The sequence below is a fragment of the Cryomorphaceae bacterium genome, assembly GCA_017798125.1.
Classification (GTDB): Bacteria; Bacteroidota; Bacteroidia; order Flavobacteriales; family ECT2AJA-044; genus ECT2AJA-044.
The window spans coordinates 1851183-1871159 of the sequence record CP059070.1 but is presented as its reverse complement, the minus strand read 5'-3'; the positions used below and the strand labels follow the sequence as shown (position 1 = coordinate 1871159).

General features: G+C 48.4%; 16 protein-coding genes. 2 read left to right on the top strand and 14 right to left on the bottom strand.

From position 1 onward, the window contains the following. Window positions 1-103: 103 nt before the first annotated feature. Window positions 104-1093 carry a fasciclin domain-containing protein gene (locus tag HZ996_08185; protein ID QTN39114.1) on the bottom strand — a complete coding sequence of 330 codons (990 nt, stop codon included), beginning with the start codon at window positions 1091-1093 and terminating at the stop codon, window positions 104-106. A 196-nt stretch (window positions 1094-1289) separates the two neighbouring features. On the opposite strand from HZ996_08185, the gene HZ996_08180 reads away from it, so the two are divergent. Beyond that, window positions 1290-2609: an alkaline phosphatase family protein gene (locus tag HZ996_08180; GenBank protein ID QTN39113.1), complete on the top strand. Its 1320-nt coding sequence runs from the start codon at window positions 1290-1292 to the stop codon at window positions 2607-2609. 1 nt (window position 2610) lies between these two features. Here the strand turns inward: HZ996_08180 and HZ996_08175 are convergent, their stop codons facing one another. The 8 genes from HZ996_08175 to HZ996_08140 all read right to left on the bottom strand — a co-directional run bounded on the left by HZ996_08175 (window position 2611) and on the right by HZ996_08140 (window position 11587). Beyond that, on the bottom strand, window positions 2611-3186 hold the full coding sequence (locus HZ996_08175; protein ID QTN39112.1) for a pentapeptide repeat-containing protein: 576 nt from the start codon (window positions 3184-3186) through the stop codon (window positions 2611-2613). Continuing rightward, window positions 3186-4772 carry a LysM peptidoglycan-binding domain-containing protein gene (locus HZ996_08170; protein QTN39111.1) on the bottom strand — a complete coding sequence of 529 codons (1587 nt, stop codon included), beginning with the start codon at window positions 4770-4772 and terminating at the stop codon, window positions 3186-3188. The genes HZ996_08175 and HZ996_08170 overlap by 1 nt, the downstream gene beginning before the upstream one ends. A 16-nt stretch (window positions 4773-4788) precedes the next feature. Beyond that, window positions 4789-6321 carry a glutamine-hydrolyzing GMP synthase gene (gene guaA, locus HZ996_08165; protein ID QTN39110.1) on the bottom strand — a complete coding sequence of 511 codons (1533 nt, stop codon included), beginning with the start codon at window positions 6319-6321 and terminating at the stop codon, window positions 4789-4791. Window positions 6322-6334: 13 nt separating this feature from the next. Continuing rightward, on the bottom strand, window positions 6335-7096 hold the full coding sequence (locus tag HZ996_08160; protein QTN39109.1) for a sulfite exporter TauE/SafE family protein: 762 nt from the start codon (window positions 7094-7096) through the stop codon (window positions 6335-6337). A 10-nt stretch (window positions 7097-7106) separates the two neighbouring features. Beyond that, window positions 7107-8144 carry a fatty acid desaturase gene (locus tag HZ996_08155; GenBank protein QTN39108.1) on the bottom strand — a complete coding sequence of 346 codons (1038 nt, stop codon included), beginning with the start codon at window positions 8142-8144 and terminating at the stop codon, window positions 7107-7109. A 27-nt stretch (window positions 8145-8171) separates the two neighbouring features. After that, window positions 8172-8534 carry a hypothetical protein gene (locus HZ996_08150; protein QTN39107.1) on the bottom strand — a complete coding sequence of 121 codons (363 nt, stop codon included), beginning with the start codon at window positions 8532-8534 and terminating at the stop codon, window positions 8172-8174. Between the two features lie 84 nt (window positions 8535-8618). Then, a complete protein-coding gene (bshC, locus tag HZ996_08145; protein ID QTN39106.1) occupies window positions 8619-10232 on the bottom strand; it encodes a bacillithiol biosynthesis cysteine-adding enzyme BshC in 1614 nt (537 codons plus the stop codon). Continuing rightward, on the bottom strand, window positions 10229-11587 hold the full coding sequence (locus HZ996_08140; protein QTN39105.1) for a peptidoglycan synthetase: 1359 nt from the start codon (window positions 11585-11587) through the stop codon (window positions 10229-10231). Before HZ996_08140 ends, bshC begins: the two co-directional genes overlap by 4 nt. Before the next feature lie 67 nt (window positions 11588-11654). On the opposite strand from HZ996_08140, the gene HZ996_08135 reads away from it, so the two are divergent. Further along, a complete protein-coding gene (locus HZ996_08135) occupies window positions 11655-12512 on the top strand; it encodes an MBL fold metallo-hydrolase (GenBank protein ID QTN39104.1) in 858 nt (285 codons plus the stop codon). Between the two features lie 7 nt (window positions 12513-12519). On the opposite strand, the gene HZ996_08130 is transcribed toward HZ996_08135, so the two are convergent. The 5 genes from HZ996_08130 to HZ996_08110 form a co-directional block, all read right to left on the bottom strand. Further along, a complete protein-coding gene (locus HZ996_08130; GenBank protein QTN39103.1) occupies window positions 12520-13122 on the bottom strand; it encodes a hypothetical protein in 603 nt (200 codons plus the stop codon). A gap of 90 nt (window positions 13123-13212) precedes the next feature. Continuing rightward, window positions 13213-14061, bottom strand: coding sequence for an Omp28-related outer membrane protein (locus tag HZ996_08125; GenBank protein ID QTN39102.1), 849 nt, complete (start codon window positions 14059-14061; stop codon window positions 13213-13215). Between the two features lie 75 nt (window positions 14062-14136). Beyond that, on the bottom strand, window positions 14137-15960 hold the full coding sequence (gene yidC / locus HZ996_08120) for a membrane protein insertase YidC (protein QTN39101.1): 1824 nt from the start codon (window positions 15958-15960) through the stop codon (window positions 14137-14139). Beyond that, window positions 15950-17572: a CTP synthase gene (locus tag HZ996_08115; protein QTN39100.1), complete on the bottom strand. Its 1623-nt coding sequence runs from the start codon at window positions 17570-17572 to the stop codon at window positions 15950-15952. Before HZ996_08115 ends, yidC begins: the two co-directional genes overlap by 11 nt. Window positions 17573-17619: 47 nt before the next feature. Next, a complete protein-coding gene (locus HZ996_08110; GenBank protein ID QTN39099.1) occupies window positions 17620-19917 on the bottom strand; it encodes a TonB-dependent receptor in 2298 nt (765 codons plus the stop codon). Window positions 19918-19977 lie beyond the last annotated feature (60 nt).

Below are 19977 nucleotides of genomic sequence, written 5' to 3'. Positions count from 1 at the left end.
CGGACTCCAATCGGTAACACTTCTATCCTTCAATCGTTCCGAATAAACGCATAAAAAAAGCCCCGCACAAAGGCAGGGCTTCTCTGAAGATATAGAGATGGCCTTACGGCTGAATAACTGCGTCGATCACATGGATGACTCCGTTGGTTCCTTGGATATCAAATCCTTCGATCATGGCCACTGTACCATTCGCATCTGTGATGGTCAATGCGCTGTTGTCTAAGGTGATGTTACTTCCTTGGAGTGTTGGTACCGCTCCGTTAGGTACTCCTGAAGAGCGTACGTTTCCGTTTACGGTGTGGTACAACAAAACTCCAGTCAAACCATCGACACCGAGTGCTTGTACCAATTCAGCGAGTGAACCTACTTGAGCGGCTTGCAACAAGTTTCCAAACGCCTCATCAGTTGGGGCAAATACTGTGGTTACATCGTCCTCGCTGCTCAAACGAGCGGCTACTGCTGGATCTGCTGCACCTACTGCTGCGACCAATGAAGTGTGCATTGGGCTCAAAGAAGCCAATTCTACCAAGTTCTTTGGCAAGATAACAGCGTTGATTTCGTGGATGACTCCATTTGATGCATCGATGTCGGTTGCGATTACATTGGCTTCGTCATTGATACGTACGCCCATGTCGGCATTGATGAAGGCGCTGAGGTTGGCTCCTTCTGTATCATTCCAGACTCCAGCTGTTGCTACGAATCCAGTTGTGACGTCCGCTGCTTTTACTTCACCTGCCAATACGTGGTAGAGCAGGATGTTCGCCAAGGCGTCATCTCCACCTACTGCGGCGCTCAACTCATCCAAATTGGCTACATCTAGCGCTTCCAACAAGTCTCCGAAGGCTTCGTCGTTTGGAGCAAATACGGTGTACTCATCGGATCCGTTCAATACGGCATCTAATCCAGTACGCTCCAATGCTGCTACAAGAATACTGAACCTTGGAGTGGCTGCAGCTGTTTCTGTAATAGACTGCTGTTCTGGACCCATGTCGTCGTCGTCATCGTCACACGCTACGAACACGGACATGCTCAGCGCCAACATGGCGACCATTTTCAAAATACTTTTTACGTTTACTAATCTGAGGGTTTGCATGGTTTTTTGTTTAATTATTACAAACTATGATTAAACAAGAATCTGGTTAAAGAGACTTTTTTGAGTGTTTTGTTTAAGTAACGAGGATAACCATTAATGGGTTGGGTTGTTTTCAGAATTAACAATTTATTATGAAAGTTCCGGTTTAACGACCCGGTTACATTCCTTTCCTTATTTTGCGGGAAACCCTGATTTCATGCGACTTTCCGTACTATCCCTCTTACTGTTTTTGAGCGCGCAAATTTTTGGACAAAATCTATTGCAATCTGGTCCAATGGTGGGCTATTCTGAGATGATGGAGGTGGCTCTTTGGGTTCAGACGACGGAAGAAGCGGAGGTCCATTTTCGTTATCGCGCCGTAGGCGCAGAGAAAATTTATCGCACACAAACGGTAACCACGAGTGCCCATGAAGCATTTACGGCGAAGGTTATTGCGGATTCGGTGGATCAGGGCAAGGAATACACTTACGCCCTATTCATCAACGGTGAAGAAGTCTCGCTTGATCGAGAACTCAATTTTGAGACCCAAAAGCTCTGGCAATGGCGAGAGGATCCACCCGCCTTTACTTTTGCTATCGGTTCTTGTGCCTATGTTAATGAGGAGGTTTATGATCGCCCGGGAAAAGGATATGGGAGCAACTACCAAATCTTTGAGGCGCTCAGTGAAGCTGATCCCAATTTTATGATATGGATGGGAGACAATGTATATCTCAGGGAAGCCGACTGGTATACGCGGACCGGGATTATGCATCGAAACACGCATACGCGCTCACTTCCAGAAATGCAGGATTTTCTTGGCCATGTGCATCACTATGCCACCTGGGATGATCACGATTACGGTCCTAACAACAGTGATCGCAGTTTTCGGAACAAGCAAGACACCAAAGAGGCCTTCGACCTATTCTGGGCCAATCCTTCTAGCGGTTTGAATGACGAAGGTGTAACCACTATGTTTCAGTGGGCCGATATGGAGTTTTTCATGTTGGACAACCGCTGGTTTCGAAACGGGAACCGACGCTACGATATCGATACAGCAGATCGCATCGTGTTTGGAGATGATCAGTTGGAGTGGCTTTTTGATCACCTCACCAATAGTTACGCCCCTTATAAGTTCGTCGTGATGGGCGGACAATTCTTGAATTCCAGCGCGAGCCATGAAAACCTCATCGCCCTGAGCCCAACCGAGCGTCAGCGCATTATTGACTTCATTTACGCCAACGATATTGAAGGAGTGGTGTTTCTTACAGGAGATCGCCATCACAGCGAGATCAGTGTCCTCGAACAGGAAGGCAAACCGCGCATTTACGATGTGACTATCTCCCCTTTAACCGCAGGAACTGCTTGGGACAAGAGCGTTGAAGAAGGCAACACTCTTCGGGTAAAAGACACTTGGATCAACAAGCACTGTTTTGGTCTTTTCGAGGTTTCAGGAGAGCGAAAAGCGCGAAAGCTCAATCTTCGGGTTATTGATGCCAATGGGAAAGAGCTATACACCTTCGACTTGAGTCGCGACTAAGCTACTCTGTAACCCGGAGTCCGTACTTGGTCAGCAAACCTGGCAGAGAATGGGCGGAAAGGCTTGCACCTTGGATCGCGTTCGTCTCAGGATCCAATCGCAGTTTTTTTGCATTCGAAAGCTTTGCACGCTCCAGTTTAGTCTGGTCAAACGTGGCGTTTTCAAAATCACAGGCTAAGAGCACTACGCCATTAAGGTTGGCTTCTGTAAAGTCGACCTCGGCCAGTGAACATTCACGAAAGGAAGATCGCTGTAAGTTGACCTGGTAGAAGCTGGAGTGATTCAGGGCAGAATGATGGAATTGGATTCCAAAGGAGAAGTCCGAACACTGCTCAAACATCAATCCCATGGCTTTGCAATTCCTCATCTCGACCTCTTGGAAGGAAGTGTTCAAGAATTTGACATTGCTGAGATCACAATCTCGGAATAAGCAGTTGATGAAGCGACAGCCCGTAAAATCTAAACCTTGGAAGGTGCATTCTTCAAAAGTGCAATCCTCGTAAGTCGCTGTTTTCCAGTCCTCCAAATTAAAATGAACTCCTTGAAAAGACTGATCATCGATAAACATGGTGGCCATTAGTCGACCTCCACTTTCTCGAACTCCTCGTAACGCATGAGGAATACATGCTTATTGACGAAGCTTCCCTTTGAATTCTGACGGAAATCAAAACCGTTTTGAAGAAGGCGTTCCTTTCTGGACGTCAATTCGGAAGTGTTACCGGTTTCAAGAAGCATACGTCCAAAGTAGTAGCCGATATCAAAACCTTGGATGGAGAATCGTGAAGGCTCATCGTGGAATCGGTTACGGTACTGCAAGAGGAAGGAATACATCAGACTGTCGCTGTAGTTGATGTGCTGAGTGGCCGGATAATGAAGGTTCAAGTTGTTGAAGTACGCTTTGTCTACATCAAGCCGCTCCATCTCTGGTAATCCTATTACGATGACATTCTCGAGTCGCTCCGCATTGAGTTGAGTCACAAGATCCGTCATGAATACCTTATCCGTGCTGGGCACGATGACCACATTGGTGTCGTAATCTTTAAGCCAATCTAAACCATCAATTTGGGCATCATATACCATAATCTCTCGGACCTTTCCTGAATCCAAATAATAGTCAAACTTCTCGCGCATCAAGGCTGCATTCACAGTGTCTTGCATGGTGTCCGTATACACCATGAACAGGTGATCGTCCCGGAATCGCTCAATGACCGATTGGGCCATAAAATCAAGCATTTGACGATCAGAGGGCAAGACTTGTACGTTCTTGCTGTGTGAATACACGATACTCGGATTTCGACTAAATGGCGAGATCAAGAGCGGCCCTTCATTTCTTCTTCGCTCTGCGACCGCCAAAATATTTTGACTGTAGAGCGGTCCAATAACCAAGTCATAGTCCGACATGGTTTGATATGCCGCCCAAGACCAGAACGCGTCGTTTCCTGAGTCTTCAACGAACAGCTCAAGATTGAGCCCTTGTTTTTGAAGGGTGTCCAGTGCAATCCGGAGTCCGTAGTAGAAATCCAAGGCGATTTGGGAGTGGGGATATACAATGGGGTCCTCCTCCAATGCGCGGTTCAAATCAATACTGTCATTGATTTGCAAATAGAAGGGCAAAATGAGTCCTATGCGGTACACCTCCCCTTTTAAACTGTCTGGGATTTCCTTCAATGCCAATGAAGGGGTGAGCTTCGGACCGGGCTTTACTGTGCGCTGAACGGTGTCTGCTGGAGCGTTGATGTCCACTTGAACGGGAATACGGACCAAGGTACCCACCTGCAAGCCTGTTTCAACCAACTCGGGATTCAAGTCGTAGAGTTGCTGTGCACTAATGCCATACTCCACCGTGATGCTGTAAACGGTGTTTCCCTTAACCACCCGATGGAGTAAATAGGCCTCATTTGCGAGATAGAGGTTTTCTACGGGCTGACGCTCTACTACTGGCACCAGAAGGTTTTGTCCAATTTTTAAGCCATCGACCAGTTGTGGGTTGTATTTGACCAAGGTCTCTTGATCAACGCCGTATTCCTGGCAAATACCAAAGATGGTTTCTTTGGGCTGCACCTCGTGCGTGACGAACTTCTGATCGGTCGTGTCCATCTGGCCGTAGGCCGAAAACGACACAAAAAGAATAAGGACGAAACAGAACTTTTGGAGTGTAGACATACTCAAAGGAACAGGTTTATTCCCACTCAATGGTAGCGGGCGGCTTAGAACTAATATCGTAAACCACGCGGTTCACACCTTTGACTCGGTTAATGATTTGGTTCGAAATTCGTGCCAAGAATTCATACGGAAGGTGTACCCAGTCGGCGGTCATTCCGTCTGTGCTTTCCACAGCGCGAAGAGCAACCGCATTTTCGTAGGTACGCTCATCTCCCATAACTCCCACACTGTTAACCGTACTGAGGAGCATAGCTCCCGCTTGCCAGACATCATCGTAGAGTCCATCGTCTTTAAGGCCTTGGATGAAGATGTAATCCACTTCTTGCAGCGTTGCCACTTTTTCCGCGGTGATTTCCCCAAGGATACGAATGGCCAATCCGGGGCCTGGGAAAGGATGTCGGCCGAGCAGTTCGTCGTCAATCCCCAGGGTGCGCCCTACTCTGCGGACTTCGTCTTTGAATAAGGTATTCAAAGGCTCTACTACCTTGAGCTTCATGAAATCTGGAAGACCTCCAACATTGTGGTGGCTCTTAATGGTTGCGGACGGTCCTTTTACGCTTACGGACTCAATTACGTCCGGATAGATCGTGCCCTGACCCAGCCATTTGACGTCTTCAATTTTATGTGCTTCCTGATCAAAAACCTCAATAAATACACGGCCGATGACCTTACGCTTGGTTTCTGGGTCGCTAATGCCATCAAGCGCACTGAGGAATTGATCCTTTGCATTCACGCCGCGGACATTCAGGCCCATATGCTTGTACTGATCCAGTACACTTTCAAACTCATTCTTGCGAAGCAAACCGTTATCTACAAAAATGCAGTAGAGGTTTTCTCCGATTGCTTTGTCCAGTAGAACAGCAGCAACTGTTGAGTCTACCCCTCCGGAAAGACCGAGAACGACTTTATCGTTTCCGAGCTTGGCTTTTAATCCCGCTACAGTGTCGTCGATGAAGCTGTTTGGCGTCCAATCACGCGTGCACCCGCAGATGTCATCCACGAAGTTTTGCAAGAGTGTTTTTCCATCAGTGCTGTGATAGACTTCTGGGTGAAATTGAATCGCGTAAGTATCTTCACCTGGAACGCGATATCCAGCCACCTCGACGTCGCTCGTGCTGGCCGTAATCTCATATCCTTCGGGAAGCGCTTTGATGGTATCTCCATGACTCATCCAAACCTGTGAACCGACGTTGACGCCTTTAAAAAGCGTGCTGTCATTGTTGACAAAGCTCAAATTAGCTCGACCGTATTCTCTAATCTTAGATGGCTCTACAGACCCTCCGTTGGTATGGGCCAACCATTGAGCTCCGTAACATACCCCCAAAAGCGGTAACTCTCCTTTAATTCCCGCTAAATTGGGGTGTGGCGCATCTTCTGAGTGAACAGAAAACGGACTCCCGCTCAGGATAACGCCTTTGACGTTATCCGATACCTCAGGAAAGTTGTTGAATGGATGGATTTCACAGTAGACATTGAGTTCGCGGACACGTCGAGCAATCAACTGCGTATACTGCGAACCGAAATCGAGAATCAGGATCATTTCTTGCATGGCGCAAAGGTAATTAAATCAGCCCCAGAATAAGCCCGAATCCGATCCCAATCATCATGACGCCCACGAGTATTTGAACCGAACGCAGAGTTATTTTTTTCATCATGCGCTTCCCTACTACCGCACCAACAAAGGCACTACCTGTCGCCAATAACACGGGAAGCCAATTGTCGCTCATCAAATTTGATGGCATTTTAGTCAAATACATCGGAATGCGCGTAAAATCGACCAACAGGGCAATAGCCACACCCGTGGCAATGTACCCTTCCTTGGACAGACCGGCTTTGATGAGGAACATGCTTCGAAGGGCGCCCTGATGTCCACTGAGTCCTCCAAAAAAACCAGAAAGCACTCCTCCGATAGCCAAGTAACGACGTTCAAAGCGGAAAGATTTAAGGTTTGGAAAAAGCTCCGTCAGTGCAAAAAAGATCATGAGAAGACCAATCACTGCCTGCAGTGGGTCGACGGTAATGGAATCGTTGGCAAACCATGGTTCCAGTGCACTGAGCCCCTGAAGCAAGCGCACGCCAAAAAAAGCTCCCAGAATTCCGGGAACGCCAAACCACAAAACAGTAGTCCGATCTACCCAACGGGCTAGCAAGCCGAATTTGAACATGTTGTTGAGCACATGGACTACAGCCGTTAAAGCAATGGCCACCTCAAGCTCAAAGAAAAGGGCAAAAACAGGCAACAACAGGGTTCCAAGGCCGAACCCGCTAATCAAGGTCAACCAAGAGGTCAAAAGGGCCGCCAAGGCGATGATTACGAGATCCATATAGAGGTGCTTAGCTTGACCAAGCCGTTTTCATATCCGACCGACCCAACATAATCGAAAGGGTCTTCCTAAGTCGAATCCAAACGGACTCCTGAATATAGGGAACCTGATAATCAGCACAAAGAGCTTTGACCCGGGGCTGCAACCACCGATACTGCATCATGCTCTTATCCGGCCATAGGTGGTGCTCAATCTGATAATTCAGATATCCGTGCAGTGCATCATTGAGAAAACCACCTGTTCGGTAATTGGTACTCCCCAGTATTTGCCTCCATTGAAATTCTTCTAACCCAGAGGGCTTGCCATCAAAGCGATAAAGGTCTTCCCCTGCATGATTGGTAACAATGGTTATAAAGGAATGTATGTTGGTGATACATTCGGCCAGAAGGGTATTGATCAGAATGCTCATAAAAGCCCAGGCCCCTAAGGGTAAAAACAACAAGGGAATCAATACGAAATGAATCAAAGCATAGGGCGCTACCTGGCGGAGCCTACTCGTCGGCTTCACTTTTCCTTCGCTGGCCTGGAGTACCGTACCCAGGTAGTACGTGAATTTCCAGGTACACATGAAGTACCCAATCAGGAGGAGCTTTAGTATGGCGGGGCTATTCAATTGACGAATCCATTCGACATTTCGCTCTACGAGGTCTGGATCGGCCTCTTCTCCTAATCGATAGTGATGCAGGGTATTGTGTTCGTATTTCCAAGCTTCTGGATAGAGCCAATCGGGCCAATCAAGCCACCTTCTCCCCTTTTGAGCAAAGGTTTTGGAATGAAAACGATGGCCAGGTGGAACAAGGGCATCATACCCTCCGTGCAGCACGTGATGCGCTACACTGGTCCAACGCGTGAATTTGCCCTGGGCAATGAGGTACGCGCTCAGCGGGTTAGGTGCTATCCACGCAGTTGCATAGCCCATGACTGTGCAGATGCGGCCGAACCTCTCGACCTTCTTTAAATGAAGTAACTGAGCTGAAGCATCGAGCCGTGAGGCTCCTTCTTCAAGGTCTTTCAGTCCCGAGAAGAATTGTTTAGGTGGGCGGTGCATGCGCCTAAGATAGGTAATGCCTTTGGCCTACTCCATCACTTTCTTTTTGATCCTGAAGAGCTGGACGTCTTCTTCTTCGGTGGCAATCAAAAGATGGTAGTTACCTGCAGGGTAGTCCTTCATGATGATTTCGGTTTCATTATAGGCCACCTTCCCGGAGCGCATGGCTACCCCGTGCATATTAAAGAGATGATACTCGTAAACGTTTTCTTGAAACGGCTCCAACTCAAGGACTAGAATGTTCGGAGTTGGCTCGAACATCGGCGTTAGAGAAACAGCGAGTTCCTCGTGGTGGCATTCTCCGATGGAAAATATCTGATAGTAGTGTTCTTGTGCGTGAAGCTGGGCACCCAGTGCCAGTATCAACACTATGGACATCAAGGCTTTCATCTCGATCGAATTTTAGACCATATAAAGGTCGTCAGATCAGGTCGAGGAGCCTATGCCTAACGTCAGGTTCAGGCGTGACAATTGTCAGCTTTCCTCAATGACATGAAAATCAAAAGTCCAAGGGTCCAGGTGGTCGAGTAAGGCCTTTTTGTAGTCGGAGCCGTATTCAAGGTAGTACGGAATGAAATTGTCGTAGCGCTCTTGAAGCTTCCCCGCTGGGAATAGGGTGTCCTTGAGTTGACGAATCCGATCGACGAGTTGATCGTGCTTTCTCTTTTCGGCTTTGAGCAAACGCTTCCGTAACTTCTCGAGGCCATTGAGCTGCTTTTGCTTCTGAGCGCGGACTGCTCCTTCGAAGCTTTTCTCCGTGCGACCGGCTACCTGCTCCATTTCATCGAACAGTCGATTCAGCGTTGCTTCGTGCTCAGTGAAGTCCAGATTTTCATTGCTCGCTTCGGAAACTAAGGCGTTAACCAAAGCCTCCGTCTTTTGGAAGAGCTCGGTCCAGCTTAAGCCCAGTTTTTCTCTTTTCTCATTCACCTTGGCATTCACCAGCATGGCCGAATTCCGCAAAAACAGTATGGGAAAGGGCACTCCTTGAGCCTCAAAACTGGCCTTGAGCTCCATCCAGTAAGCCACTTCCGCCCCACCTCCGATATAGGCCAGATTCGGAAGAATGATCTCTTGATAAAGCGGACGCATCAATACATTCGGACTAAATCGCTCTGGATGTGCGGCGCGTTCCGCATCAAATGATTCCGGGGTAAAGAGCTTATCGCGATCCACGACATGCCACCCCTTCTCATGCAATTCAAGACGATTACGGCCTTCGTCATCTAGGTAGAAAAGATTGATTTCCCGCGGATTGACTTGCACGTGGTATGCCGAGTCCAAAGCAGCAACAGCCTGTGTTGAAGCCTTGTGCGTCACTTGCTCTTTCATTTCAAGGCCTACGGCCCGATGCATGAGCGACTTCAGACTGGGATCATCCCCGTCCACAATGACTAGCCCGTCTTCGGCAAAGAATTCATGTACCAGATAGCGCGTGGCATCCGCCAACGTGTGCTGTTCTGTGTAAGCGCGTTTGAAAAGACCCCTCAATTGATCAGCGTTGTTCCCAGGCCCCAATACTTCTCCTAGGTCAGTGAGTACGCGATCCATTCCTTCGAGGGTCATTCGACCTACTGCTCCTCCGTCAGGGCGATCCCATCTCGGAGTACCACCGAAGAGGTGGATATGGTTAATCTCAGCGAAATCATGGTCTTCTGTGGCCATCCAATAAACCGGAACAAAGTCATAATCGGGGTATGCTCGCTTCAAAGATCTGGAGAGGCGAATCGCGTGAACGATCTTAAACCAAAAGTAAAGCGGTCCGGTAAACAAATTCAGCTGATGACCCGTGGTCACCGTAAAGGTGTTGGCATGCTCAAGGGCTAGGACATTCTTCTCGACTTTTTCAGAGTCCACTTGAACAGACTTCAAACGACTGTACTGTTCGGTCAGGGCTTTTACCAAGGTGTACCGATGCTCGGAATCAAACTTGGCCTTTGCCTTCATCTGCGCTTCGAAGGAGCGCAGATCGGGCCGTAGGCCATAAAAATCAGACAACTCTTCCGCCCCATGGGCGTAGTCCACCACGAGCTTTGAAAAGGCCTGTGTATCGGCAATGGGTATCTTGTGTCCGTGAAATCGACTCATTCAGTTCGGAGTTCAGCCCAGGACTTGAGATCAATATTGTTGAAATTCCCGGAGCTCATCAGCAGTACAACCGTCCGATCATCGAAGGGTTCATCCAGTCGGGCAAAGAGGGATGTGCTGTCGTCAAAAACGCGAATCTGGTCATTGCCGAAAGCGGATTGCACCTGGTCTGGTGAAAGCTCAGGCAATCTCTTCGCCTGAACAGCCTCGGGATTGTAATAAACATACGCCTCGTCCGCTGCATCCAGAGACCCGGCATACTCCGGCATGAATTTCGTTTGAAGGCTGCTATAAGTGTGGAGTTCCAGAGCCGCGATGAAGCGTCTTTCAGGATAAAGCTCTCGCACCGCTTTGACTGTAGCGGCAACCTTGGATGGCGCATGGGCGAAGTCACGATAAACGGACAGCACGTCATTTTTAGCCAAGAGCTCCATGCGACGACTGGCGCCCCCGAAGCTTGGAATAGCCTCGTAGAATTGCTCATCGGTCACTCCCATTTGGTTGCAGATCCAACGAGCTCCCTCAAGATTGCTCAAATTGTGTTTTCCGAAGACTTCCAAGGGTAGATCACCCATGAAGGTTTCCAAGACACACTGTTCGTTTTCCATCCGATAGGCTGGGGTTCGATACGGGAATCGCTTAATCTCGTTGGGCGTTTCTTCCACAACTCTCTTCACGTGTTCGTCTTCCTCGTTGTAGACTACTGCCCCGCCCGGCTCTATAGCCATCAAGAATTGGCGGAATTGATCGAGGTAATCCTCGAATGTGGGAAAGACGTTCACGTGGTCCCAAGCAATTCCAGAAAGCAAGGCGACATTGGGCTTGTAGTGCAGGAACTTCGGCCTGCGATCGACGGGCGAACTGAGGTATTCATCTCCTTCGAGCAACATGAATTCGGCACCTTCAGTAATCTGAACCATGACGTCAAATCCTTCCAGTTGCGCACCCACCATAAAATCCGTTTCCAAGTCGTGGTAGCCCAAGACATGTAGGATCATGCTGGTAATCGTGGTTTTCCCGTGAGATCCGGCAATCACCACACGCGTTTTATCCTGGCTCTGGTGATACAGAAACTCTGGATAACTGTAAATGGGCAGATTCAACTCCTGTGCTCGAGCCAATTCTGGATTATCGGCATGGGCGTGCATTCCCAATATCACGGCGTCAAGTTCTTCCGAAATACGCTCGGAGAACCACCCCTCAGTTTCGGGAAGAAGTCCCACGGACTCTAATCGGCTTTTACTGGGTTCAAAGATGTGGTCGTCGGAACCGGTGACGCGATGTCCCGCAGCTTGTAAGGCCAAGGCCAAATTGTGCATGGCCGAACCACCGATGGCAATGAAATGTACGTTCACGTGCTCAGAATTGTGTGTCGAAGGTAAGGAATGCGCAGAGAATTTTACCTTTGAGCAAAGCCCCGATATGAAACTACACACCATCCATTCTGGAAACTTTAAGCTCGATGGAGGAGCCATGTTCGGCGTAGTGCCCAAGAGCCTTTGGTCGCGAACGAACCCCGCTGACGACAACAATATGTGCCCGTGGAGCATGCGTCTGCTCTTGATTGAAGATGGTAATCGCTTAATGCTTGTAGATACCGGGATCGGGGATAAACAGAGTGCGAAGTTCTTCAGTTTTTACTTCCTCTTCGGAGACCACAGTCTGGACGGCAGTTTGAAGGCGGCTGGGTTCTCTCGAGATGACATCACAGATGTTTTTCTCACCCACCTTCATTTCGATCACGTAGGAGGCGCCATCCAACGCGCAAGCTCTGAAGCTGATCACTTTGAGCCGGCCTTTAAAAACGCGACGTTTTGGAGCAATGAACGTCATTGGAAATGGGCCACTGAACCCAATGCGCGGGAAAAGGCGAGCTTCTTGAGCGAGAACATCCTACCCCTTCAGGAAAGTGGACAGCTCAAGTTTATCGAACGCGGAGATGGAAACCGTGCATTCGATGTTTTTCCGGGCATAGATGTCCTTTTTGCCGATGGGCATACGGACAGTCAAATGATTCCTATGATCGACTACAAGGGGACAAAACTGGTCTTCATGGCCGATCTGCTTCCTTCAACCGGACATATCCCACTCCCCTACGTTATGGGGTACGATACACGGCCCTTGCTCACCCTATCCGAACGCAAGAGTTTCTTCCCGGAAATCGCTGAGGAGGAATATGTCCTTTTCTTGGAGCACGACTATTACAACGACTGTTGCACTCTACAGCAAACAGAAAAAGGTCCCCGTTTGAAGGAGACCTTTTCACTAAGCGATCTATAAGACCGGTTTATTCGTTGTGTGGCACCTCTAAGTCCTCGACCTCTTCCCAGTTGGTAACCGACTCGTATAGTCCAATCATGTAGTTCCCTAAAGACTCTGTTCCCGTAGGCGCTTCACCTCGAATGAATACACTCTTGGTAAATCCATCTCGTGCCATATAGCGCAATTGAAGGGAGGGTAAATCAGTGATGTTATTGTCGTACTTATCGTCCCACTTAAAAAAGCCTAGTTCCGAGAGCTTGTTTTGAAGCGCCGTGGCTTTGGTTTGAGGCAATCTCCCCTTAAAGCTTCCGATGCGTTCAACGTCTCGTGTACCGACGTACAGTACCGAGCCATCTGCATATACCGTGAAACTATCCCATGGGCATTTCCCGAAGCAAGGCTGACGATCGTATGTGAATCCCCACTTTGGCGCTTCTGCTCCATCAAGCGCAGCATCGCGCATGGCACCTGGGGCTGGCGTCACCTCTGAACTTTGCGGAGTTCTAGGCGTGGCTGGAGCCTCTGGTTGTTGCACTTGAGCTTCAGGAGCAGGGCTGCTCACTTCTTTACTGCCGTTGCAGGCGGCCAACATACCGAAGGCCAGACATGCGATGAGGATATGTTTCATATGGTAAACGTAGCCAAAACCGGGCCAAAGAAAAACCCCTTCCGATTTTCGAAAGGGGTCTTCCTGCAAGCTGTGATTAATACAGATTGATTATTTCATGTAACCGTTGACGAATTGTACGCCACCCGCTCCGTTATCTTTCCAAAGCACGGTCAATACTTTCATGCCGTTTGTTGCTGAGTTAGCTGGCATAGTCAAGGTAAAGTTCATGGTGTACTGATCTCCTGCAGTCGGAGTCACTGGAATCATTTCACCCCATGTGTTCAATCCGTCCGCATGAGAAGTCAACGTGTGCGCGTGGATGAATGTGTCACCCGCTTTGATCAAGTACTCTTGAGATCCTCCGTTGTTCACTGGAGCCGCATCGACTTTCCACTTAGAAACTCCGTCAACATCTTCTAGACGATCTGTGTAATCAGACTGAGTCAAGGCACCTGAAGCTTCGATATCTCCTTGGATAAAGTAGCAACCTACATAGTAGTTACCCGTTCCAGCTTCGTAGAACTTCACTTTAGATTGAACGCTGATCGCATCTCCTGAACGAGACCAATTGTGACCCACACCAGCCATAGGAGCTTGCTGAATCAAGGCCGCGATGTTTCCGGCGATACTCTGTCCAGAGTTTTGGTTTCCAACGTAGAAGTTAGGAACACCACTAGCTGGGAAGTTGTCGCTGAAATCGCTTGCCGTAGGCGTTTCCAAGGCGTCTCCCGTGTGAACGGCAACACCCATCATGTCGTCACCGAAGTTGTGCTCTTCTTGAACCATGGTCTCCGCACCATTAGGGCAGTAACCACACCAAGAACCGGTCGTTTCCATCACCAAAGCGCGCTGCTTTTGTGCTGGCTCGAGGGTACCCGTTCCGTTGTTTTCATCTTTTTTCTTACAACCGGCGAAGATCATTCCGGTCGCGAGGGCTATTGCTAAGACTTTTTTCATAGCGAGTAGAAATTAATTGCTTGACGTACAGTCAGTTTAAGGTAATGTTGGCCGAATTTACGAAAATAAACGCAATTACTTCTTCTTCCGTTGGGCCTGCTGCTGCTCTTTCATCATCTGCTCCAATCGCTTCGAAAAAGCAGACTTGGGCTTCTCCTTTTTCTTGTTCTCTTGAAGCTTTGCGTGAATGGCATCTTCGTCAATGAAGCTGCGAATGGCAAACTGCTGTCCAAAGGAGATAACGTTGGCCAAGAAGTAGTAATAGCTCAATCCGCTGGAATAGCTATTGAACCAGAAAAGCATCATAAACGGCATGATGTACTGGATGATTTTCATCTGCTGTTGCATCTGGTTGTTTCCAGACTGAGGTGTCATCTGCTGGTTGATGCGCGTATAGAAGAACAGTGAAGTTGCCATCAATATGGTGAAGAGACTCACGTGATCCCCGTAGAAGGGAATCGAGAACGGCAAGGTCATGATGCTGTCGTATGAGCTCAGATCATCGGCCCACAAAAAGCCTTGGCCCCGCAATTCAAAACTCGCCGGGAAAAAGCGGAAAAGAGCTATCAAAAACGGAAGCTGGAACAACATCGGCAAACAACCACCCAATGGATTCACACCAGCCTTGCGGTAGAGCTCCATTTGAGCTTGTTGCTTCTTCATGTTATCCGAGTGCTTTTCATTGATTTCATCCAACTCGGGCTTCAACACGCGCATCTTGGCCATACTGTAATAGCTGCGGTATTGGAAGGGCAACAACACCACCTTAATTCCAATGGCCATCACCAAGATGATGATACCGTAGTTCCAACCCAGACCGTCGAAGAAATTAAAGACCGGAATGACCATCCAGCGGTTGACCCAGCCGAAAATTCCCCAGCCTAGAGGAATCATCTCGTCGAAATCCTTGTCGTAGGCATCCAGCGTATTGTACTGGTTGGGTACAAAGCTATACGTAAAGCCGTACTCTGCTTTTTGCTCTAGTGGCATACGCGCCACCATGCGCTTCGTGTGCGTGCTGTCCTCCAGGGTCACAGTAGAAAGGGTCGCCTGAGGAAGAACAAAATCCGGCTGAAGAATGGAGCTGAAAAACTGCTGCTTGTAGGCCAACCACTCAATCTCCGTCTTGGTATCTTCTTTATCTCCTCTAACTCCCATGCGATCCACATCTCCATTGCGGAGGTAGTAGATGGCCGTGGGGTTTTGGAGGTTGTCCTTGGTCTTTTCGAGCTTCAATGCATCAAGAGACCACACAAAATTTGTTGTTCCAGAGAGGAATTCATCCATTCCGTAGCTACGAACACTGTACTTCAGATCCGTTCCTTCTTCCAAGGCATAGCGAATCTCCACATAGGAGCGGTCTGAATGGGACAAGCGGTAGATGGCTTCGTCACTTGAAGACGGCATTTTCTCAAAGAACAGTTTGTCTGAAGGGACGGGCACTCCATTGACATTCCACTCCCACGTCTGAGTACTGCGCTCAGGATCAATCAATTCGAGTTCACCACCGCCGTAACGCTCGTACTCCTTCAATACAACGCTTGATAAGCGAGCGCCTCGCGGCGCGATGGTTACCTTCAGAACGTCATTCTCCAACGTCGTCGTGCTCAAGTCTTCAGGCACGGGGTTGAAGAATCCCAATTGCTTTTGAGCAGTCGTTGTTGTCTCCGATACCGTATCCGTTGTTTCAGGGATTTCCTGAACGGCGAGGTCTGGGATGACTACTTCGGGTTCTGCTTCACGGACCTTCTCTTCTACTTGCTCCGTGCGTGAAGTATCGGCCCGTAGGGCCTCATTGTCTTCATCGGATCCTTGGTTGGTATAGGCAAACCACACGAGGATACCCCCGATCAGGATCATTCCGATAAAAGAATTCCAGTCGAATCCTTTATTTTCCATTCTTTGATTCTTTGTGCGCGATGGCGGCTTTTACCAGGTGGATGAAAAGCGGTGCTGGACGCTCCACCGTACTCTTGTACTCTGGGTGGAACTGAACACCGACAAACCAAGGGTGGTCTTCCAATTCAACCACTTCAACCAATCCAGACTCGTCATTGATCCCGCTACATTTCATTCCTGCGGTTTCCAACTGTGCGCGGAAATCGTTGTTGAATTCGAAGCGGTGACGGTGACGTTCTGAAATTTGGCTTCGACCATAAACTCCTGCAGCCGTACTCCCCTTTTCAAGGGTACACGGATAAGCTCCGAGACGCATGGTACCACCTTTATTGATCACTTTCTTTTGTTCTTCCATGAGCGCGATGACCGGATGATCCGTTTCTGGATTCATCTCCGTGCTGTTGGCGTCTTTCAGCCCCACAACATTTCTGGCGTACTCGATAACCGCACATTGCATTCCGAGGCAGATACCCAAGAATGGGATCTTGTTTTCCCGTGCATAGCGCACAGCATCGAGCTTCCCTTCTAGTCCGCGTTCACCGAAGCCCGGTGCAACGATAATGCCATCCAATCCTTTCAGACGAATTGGCACATTCTCTTCATCCAAGTATTCACTGTGAATCCAACGAACATTGACCTTACACTCATTGGCACTTCCAGAGTGAATAAGGGCCTCTGCAATGGACTTGTACGCGTCCTTAAGCTCTACGTATTTACCCACCAAGCCTATCTTGACTTCGCTGTCTGGGTTCTTGAGCTTGTGCAAGAAGTTCTTCCAATCCCGCATGTCAGGTTTACTGGAGCTTGGTAAGTTCAAGCGCTTCAAAACCACTTCGTCCAAACGCTCTTCTTGCATGAGCAAAGGCACGTCGTATATGGTATCTGCGTCGATCGACTCAATCACCGCTTCTTTCTTCACGTTGCAGAACAAGGCGAGTTTATTGCGGATTTCATCGCTCAACTTGTGCTCGGTACGGCAAACCAAAATGTGCGGCTGTACTCCCGATTCTTGGAGCAGTTTAACAGAATGCTGTGTCGGCTTGGTCTTCAATTCACCCGTGGCCGCCAAATAAGGAATCAGGGTAAGGTGAATAACCATACAATCATCGCCCAATTCCCAAGTCAACTGACGAACTGCTTCTATATATGGAAGTGACTCAATGTCACCCACAGTGCCGCCAATTTCGGTAATGATGATTTCGTAATCACCTGATTTGCCCAAGAGCATCATGCGGTTCTTGATCTCATCTGTGATGTGAGGAATAACCTGAACCGTCTTGCCGAGGTATTCACCCTTACGTTCCTTTTCGATAACGCTTTGGTAAATACGACCCGTGGTCACATTATTTGCCTGCGACGTTGGTCGGTTCAAGAAACGCTCGTAATGCCCAAGGTCAAGGTCGGTTTCTGCACCGTCATCGGTTACGTAGCATTCTCCGTGCTCGTAAGGGTTAAGTGTTCCTGGATCGACATTGATGTAGGGGTCGAACTTCTGAATGGTTACCGAGTAACCACGCTCTTGAAGCAAGTTGGCCAGAGAGGCCGAAATAATCCCTTTACCTAATGAACTTGTCACCCCTCCGGTGACAAAAATGTACTTGGTGCTCGACATACCCGCGGTTTAGAAGTAAGGTTGAAACCGCGTACAAAGCTAAGCAATTAGAACGAGTAGGTAAATCCTACACTCGGCAGAATTGGAAGCTGATCAACACGCTCGTAATCAACACGATCGAAGTAGAAAATATTCTGACGATCGTAGACATTCGTAATACTAAGGATCGCTTCAAGAACATTGTGTTGTCCCCATTTCCATGTACGCTTCATTCCCAAGTCCAAACGGTGGTAGGTCGGAAGACGTCCTCCATTCAAATCGTCGTATACAATACCCAGCTCCCCATTGGTATTTGAAGGATCGGTATTGATACCATCTTCGAAGTTCAGCAGCTCATAGAAGCCAGCCGTTTGGGTGAAAGGAAATCCAGAACCAAAGTTCCAACGTCCGTTAATTTCCCAAGCGTCGTCTTTTCCAAATTTATAGGTCGTCACTATGTTAATGTTGTGGCGACGGTCAAAATGTGGTGCATAAGTAATGAATTCGTCTGTACGGGTCACTTTACCCAAACTGTAGACGAACCAGACATACATATTCTTATCCGCATACTTCATGCTCACGTCAATTCCACGGGCCAATCCAGTTTCAATGATGAAATCCTTCACGAGATACTCGGGCTTATCATTGTTCGATAGGTTGTCTTCGTAAATCTTGTTCCGGTTGATGTTGGTCATTTGGTTGAAGTCCTTGATGTACCCTTCAACATTCACATCAATTCGATCTGTTAAGTCGTATTCAAATCCGAAAATCACGTGACGACCCTTCTGCAACGGGTTATTGACGGGCTCTCCACGGAACTCGTCCGGAATATTATCGCTACCACTTAAGAAACCGTAAAAGAGGTTGACCACATCGCGATCACTATTTGCTGCAATCAAGTTCTGACTATACAATCCACCGCTTGCCTTGAATCGCAACTTCTCGGTGGCGTTGAACTTCACTCCAATACGCGGTTCCGGGCTAGCTGAACTCAAAGAAGCGTAGTAGTGCATACGGAATCCCAGATCCCAAACCCAGCGCGCGGTATTCCATTTGTATTTCAAGTATCCCGCGAGCTCCGTAGTGCTCTGGCGCTGCTCGATCTTACGACCGAGGCTGTTGAAGAAGATAAAATCTGTGTTGAATCCTTGAATATCTAATCCGTACTCTAGGTTTCGATCATTAGGAAGGAAGTAGGTGAAATCCAATCCTAGGTTAAATCCGCCGACCTCACTGGTACGAGGAAGTCCGTCCCCCTCGTCCAATTCAATAGCGTAGTTTGAGAAGCTAAAATCTCCTTGCATCAAGAAGGGAGAAGCTGCAGGCACCAATACGAAATTCGATCCAGCACCGTAGCTGTTCCAGTTCATCTCCTGAACACCTGCGTAGTTTACGCGGTCACGGAAATTGAAACCAAAGACATTGAACTTCGAACCCGAGCTATTGCTAGAGCTCAACTTAGCATAGAGATCCGTAAAGCCGAATGGAAGTCCATCTTCAGAAGCGTAGTCGTAGAAGATTTGAGAACTCTCTTCCAAGTAGCTGCGCTTGGCACTTACCAAAAAAGTGGTGCTCCCTTTTTCATTGTTTCTCAACGGACCTTCAAGCATGAGCTTGGTGGCGAAGGTGCTCGCTCCAATTTTTCCGGCTAAGCGATTCTTGTTCCCGTCACGAATACTGACGTCCATCGTTGAGGAAATTCGCCCTCCGTATTCAGCAGGCATACCCCCTGTATATACATCTGCGTTGCGGATGATATCCGTATCAAATACAGAGAAGAAACCTATGGAATGAAACGGATTGTAGATGACCATTCCGTCCAAAAGAGTCAAGTTGTGCACAGGCGCACCACCACGAATGTAGAGCTGACCTCCCTGGTCTCCGGTGAAAATCACTCCAGGCAGTACTTGAAGATATTGAGCCAAATCGGGCTCCCCTCCCACTGCCGGCATGGTCGTAATCTCCTTGGCGGTCACCTTGGTCACAGAAGTACGCACCTCCGTTTTCATTTCTTGACGCTCAGCCGAAACCTCAACAGTAGTCAGCTGCACGCTCGACTCTCCGAGGTAGAATTTCTCAGTAGTGATCTTATCTTTTTGGATACTCACTTCCACCGAGGCGGTGTCGTATCCAATGTAGAGTCCAAGGGCAGTATAAGTTCCTGTAGGAACCTTGGCGATTGTGAAAAACCCGTCAATGTTTGTGGAGGCTCCAAAAGTGGTTCCTTCCAAAATAACATTGGCGAACATAACCGGCTCACCTGTTTCTTTCTCGTATACAAATCCCCTTAGGGTACCGTAATCCTGAGCCTGGGCAAAAAGTGACAAAAGAGAGAGCCCAATAGTCAGGACTGTGTTTCGTAGCATTCTATTAACCATAGTCCGTTTCAGCAAGAGCGCTAAGATAAGTAATCTTACCAAAGCAGG

Excerpts from the sequence above, each read along its gene's own strand:
- HZ996_08185 (QTN39114.1), bottom strand. The coding sequence starts at position 1,093 with ATGCAAACCCTCAGATTAGTAAACGTAAAAAGTATTTTGAAAATGGTC.
- HZ996_08180 (QTN39113.1), top strand. The coding sequence starts at position 1,290 with ATGCGACTTTCCGTACTATCCCTCTTACTGTTTTTGAGCGCGCAAATT.
- HZ996_08175 (QTN39112.1), bottom strand. The coding sequence starts at position 3,186 with ATGGCCACCATGTTTATCGATGATCAGTCTTTTCAAGGAGTTCATTTT.
- HZ996_08170 (QTN39111.1), bottom strand. The coding sequence starts at position 4,772 with ATGTCTACACTCCAAAAGTTCTGTTTCGTCCTTATTCTTTTTGTGTCG.
- guaA (QTN39110.1), bottom strand. The coding sequence starts at position 6,321 with ATGCAAGAAATGATCCTGATTCTCGATTTCGGTTCGCAGTATACGCAG.
- HZ996_08160 (QTN39109.1), bottom strand. The coding sequence starts at position 7,096 with ATGGATCTCGTAATCATCGCCTTGGCGGCCCTTTTGACCTCTTGGTTG.
- HZ996_08155 (QTN39108.1), bottom strand. The coding sequence starts at position 8,144 with ATGCACCGCCCACCTAAACAATTCTTCTCGGGACTGAAAGACCTTGAA.
- HZ996_08150 (QTN39107.1), bottom strand. The coding sequence starts at position 8,534 with ATGAAAGCCTTGATGTCCATAGTGTTGATACTGGCACTGGGTGCCCAG.
- bshC (QTN39106.1), bottom strand. The coding sequence starts at position 10,232 with ATGAGTCGATTTCACGGACACAAGATACCCATTGCCGATACACAGGCC.
- HZ996_08135 (QTN39104.1), top strand. The coding sequence starts at position 11,655 with ATGAAACTACACACCATCCATTCTGGAAACTTTAAGCTCGATGGAGGA.
- HZ996_08130 (QTN39103.1), bottom strand. The coding sequence starts at position 13,122 with ATGAAACATATCCTCATCGCATGTCTGGCCTTCGGTATGTTGGCCGCC.
- HZ996_08125 (QTN39102.1), bottom strand. The coding sequence starts at position 14,061 with ATGAAAAAAGTCTTAGCAATAGCCCTCGCGACCGGAATGATCTTCGCC.
- yidC (QTN39101.1), bottom strand. The coding sequence starts at position 15,960 with ATGGAAAATAAAGGATTCGACTGGAATTCTTTTATCGGAATGATCCTG.
- HZ996_08115 (QTN39100.1), bottom strand. The coding sequence starts at position 17,572 with ATGTCGAGCACCAAGTACATTTTTGTCACCGGAGGGGTGACAAGTTCA.
- HZ996_08110 (QTN39099.1), bottom strand. The coding sequence starts at position 19,917 with ATGCTACGAAACACAGTCCTGACTATTGGGCTCTCTCTTTTGTCACTT.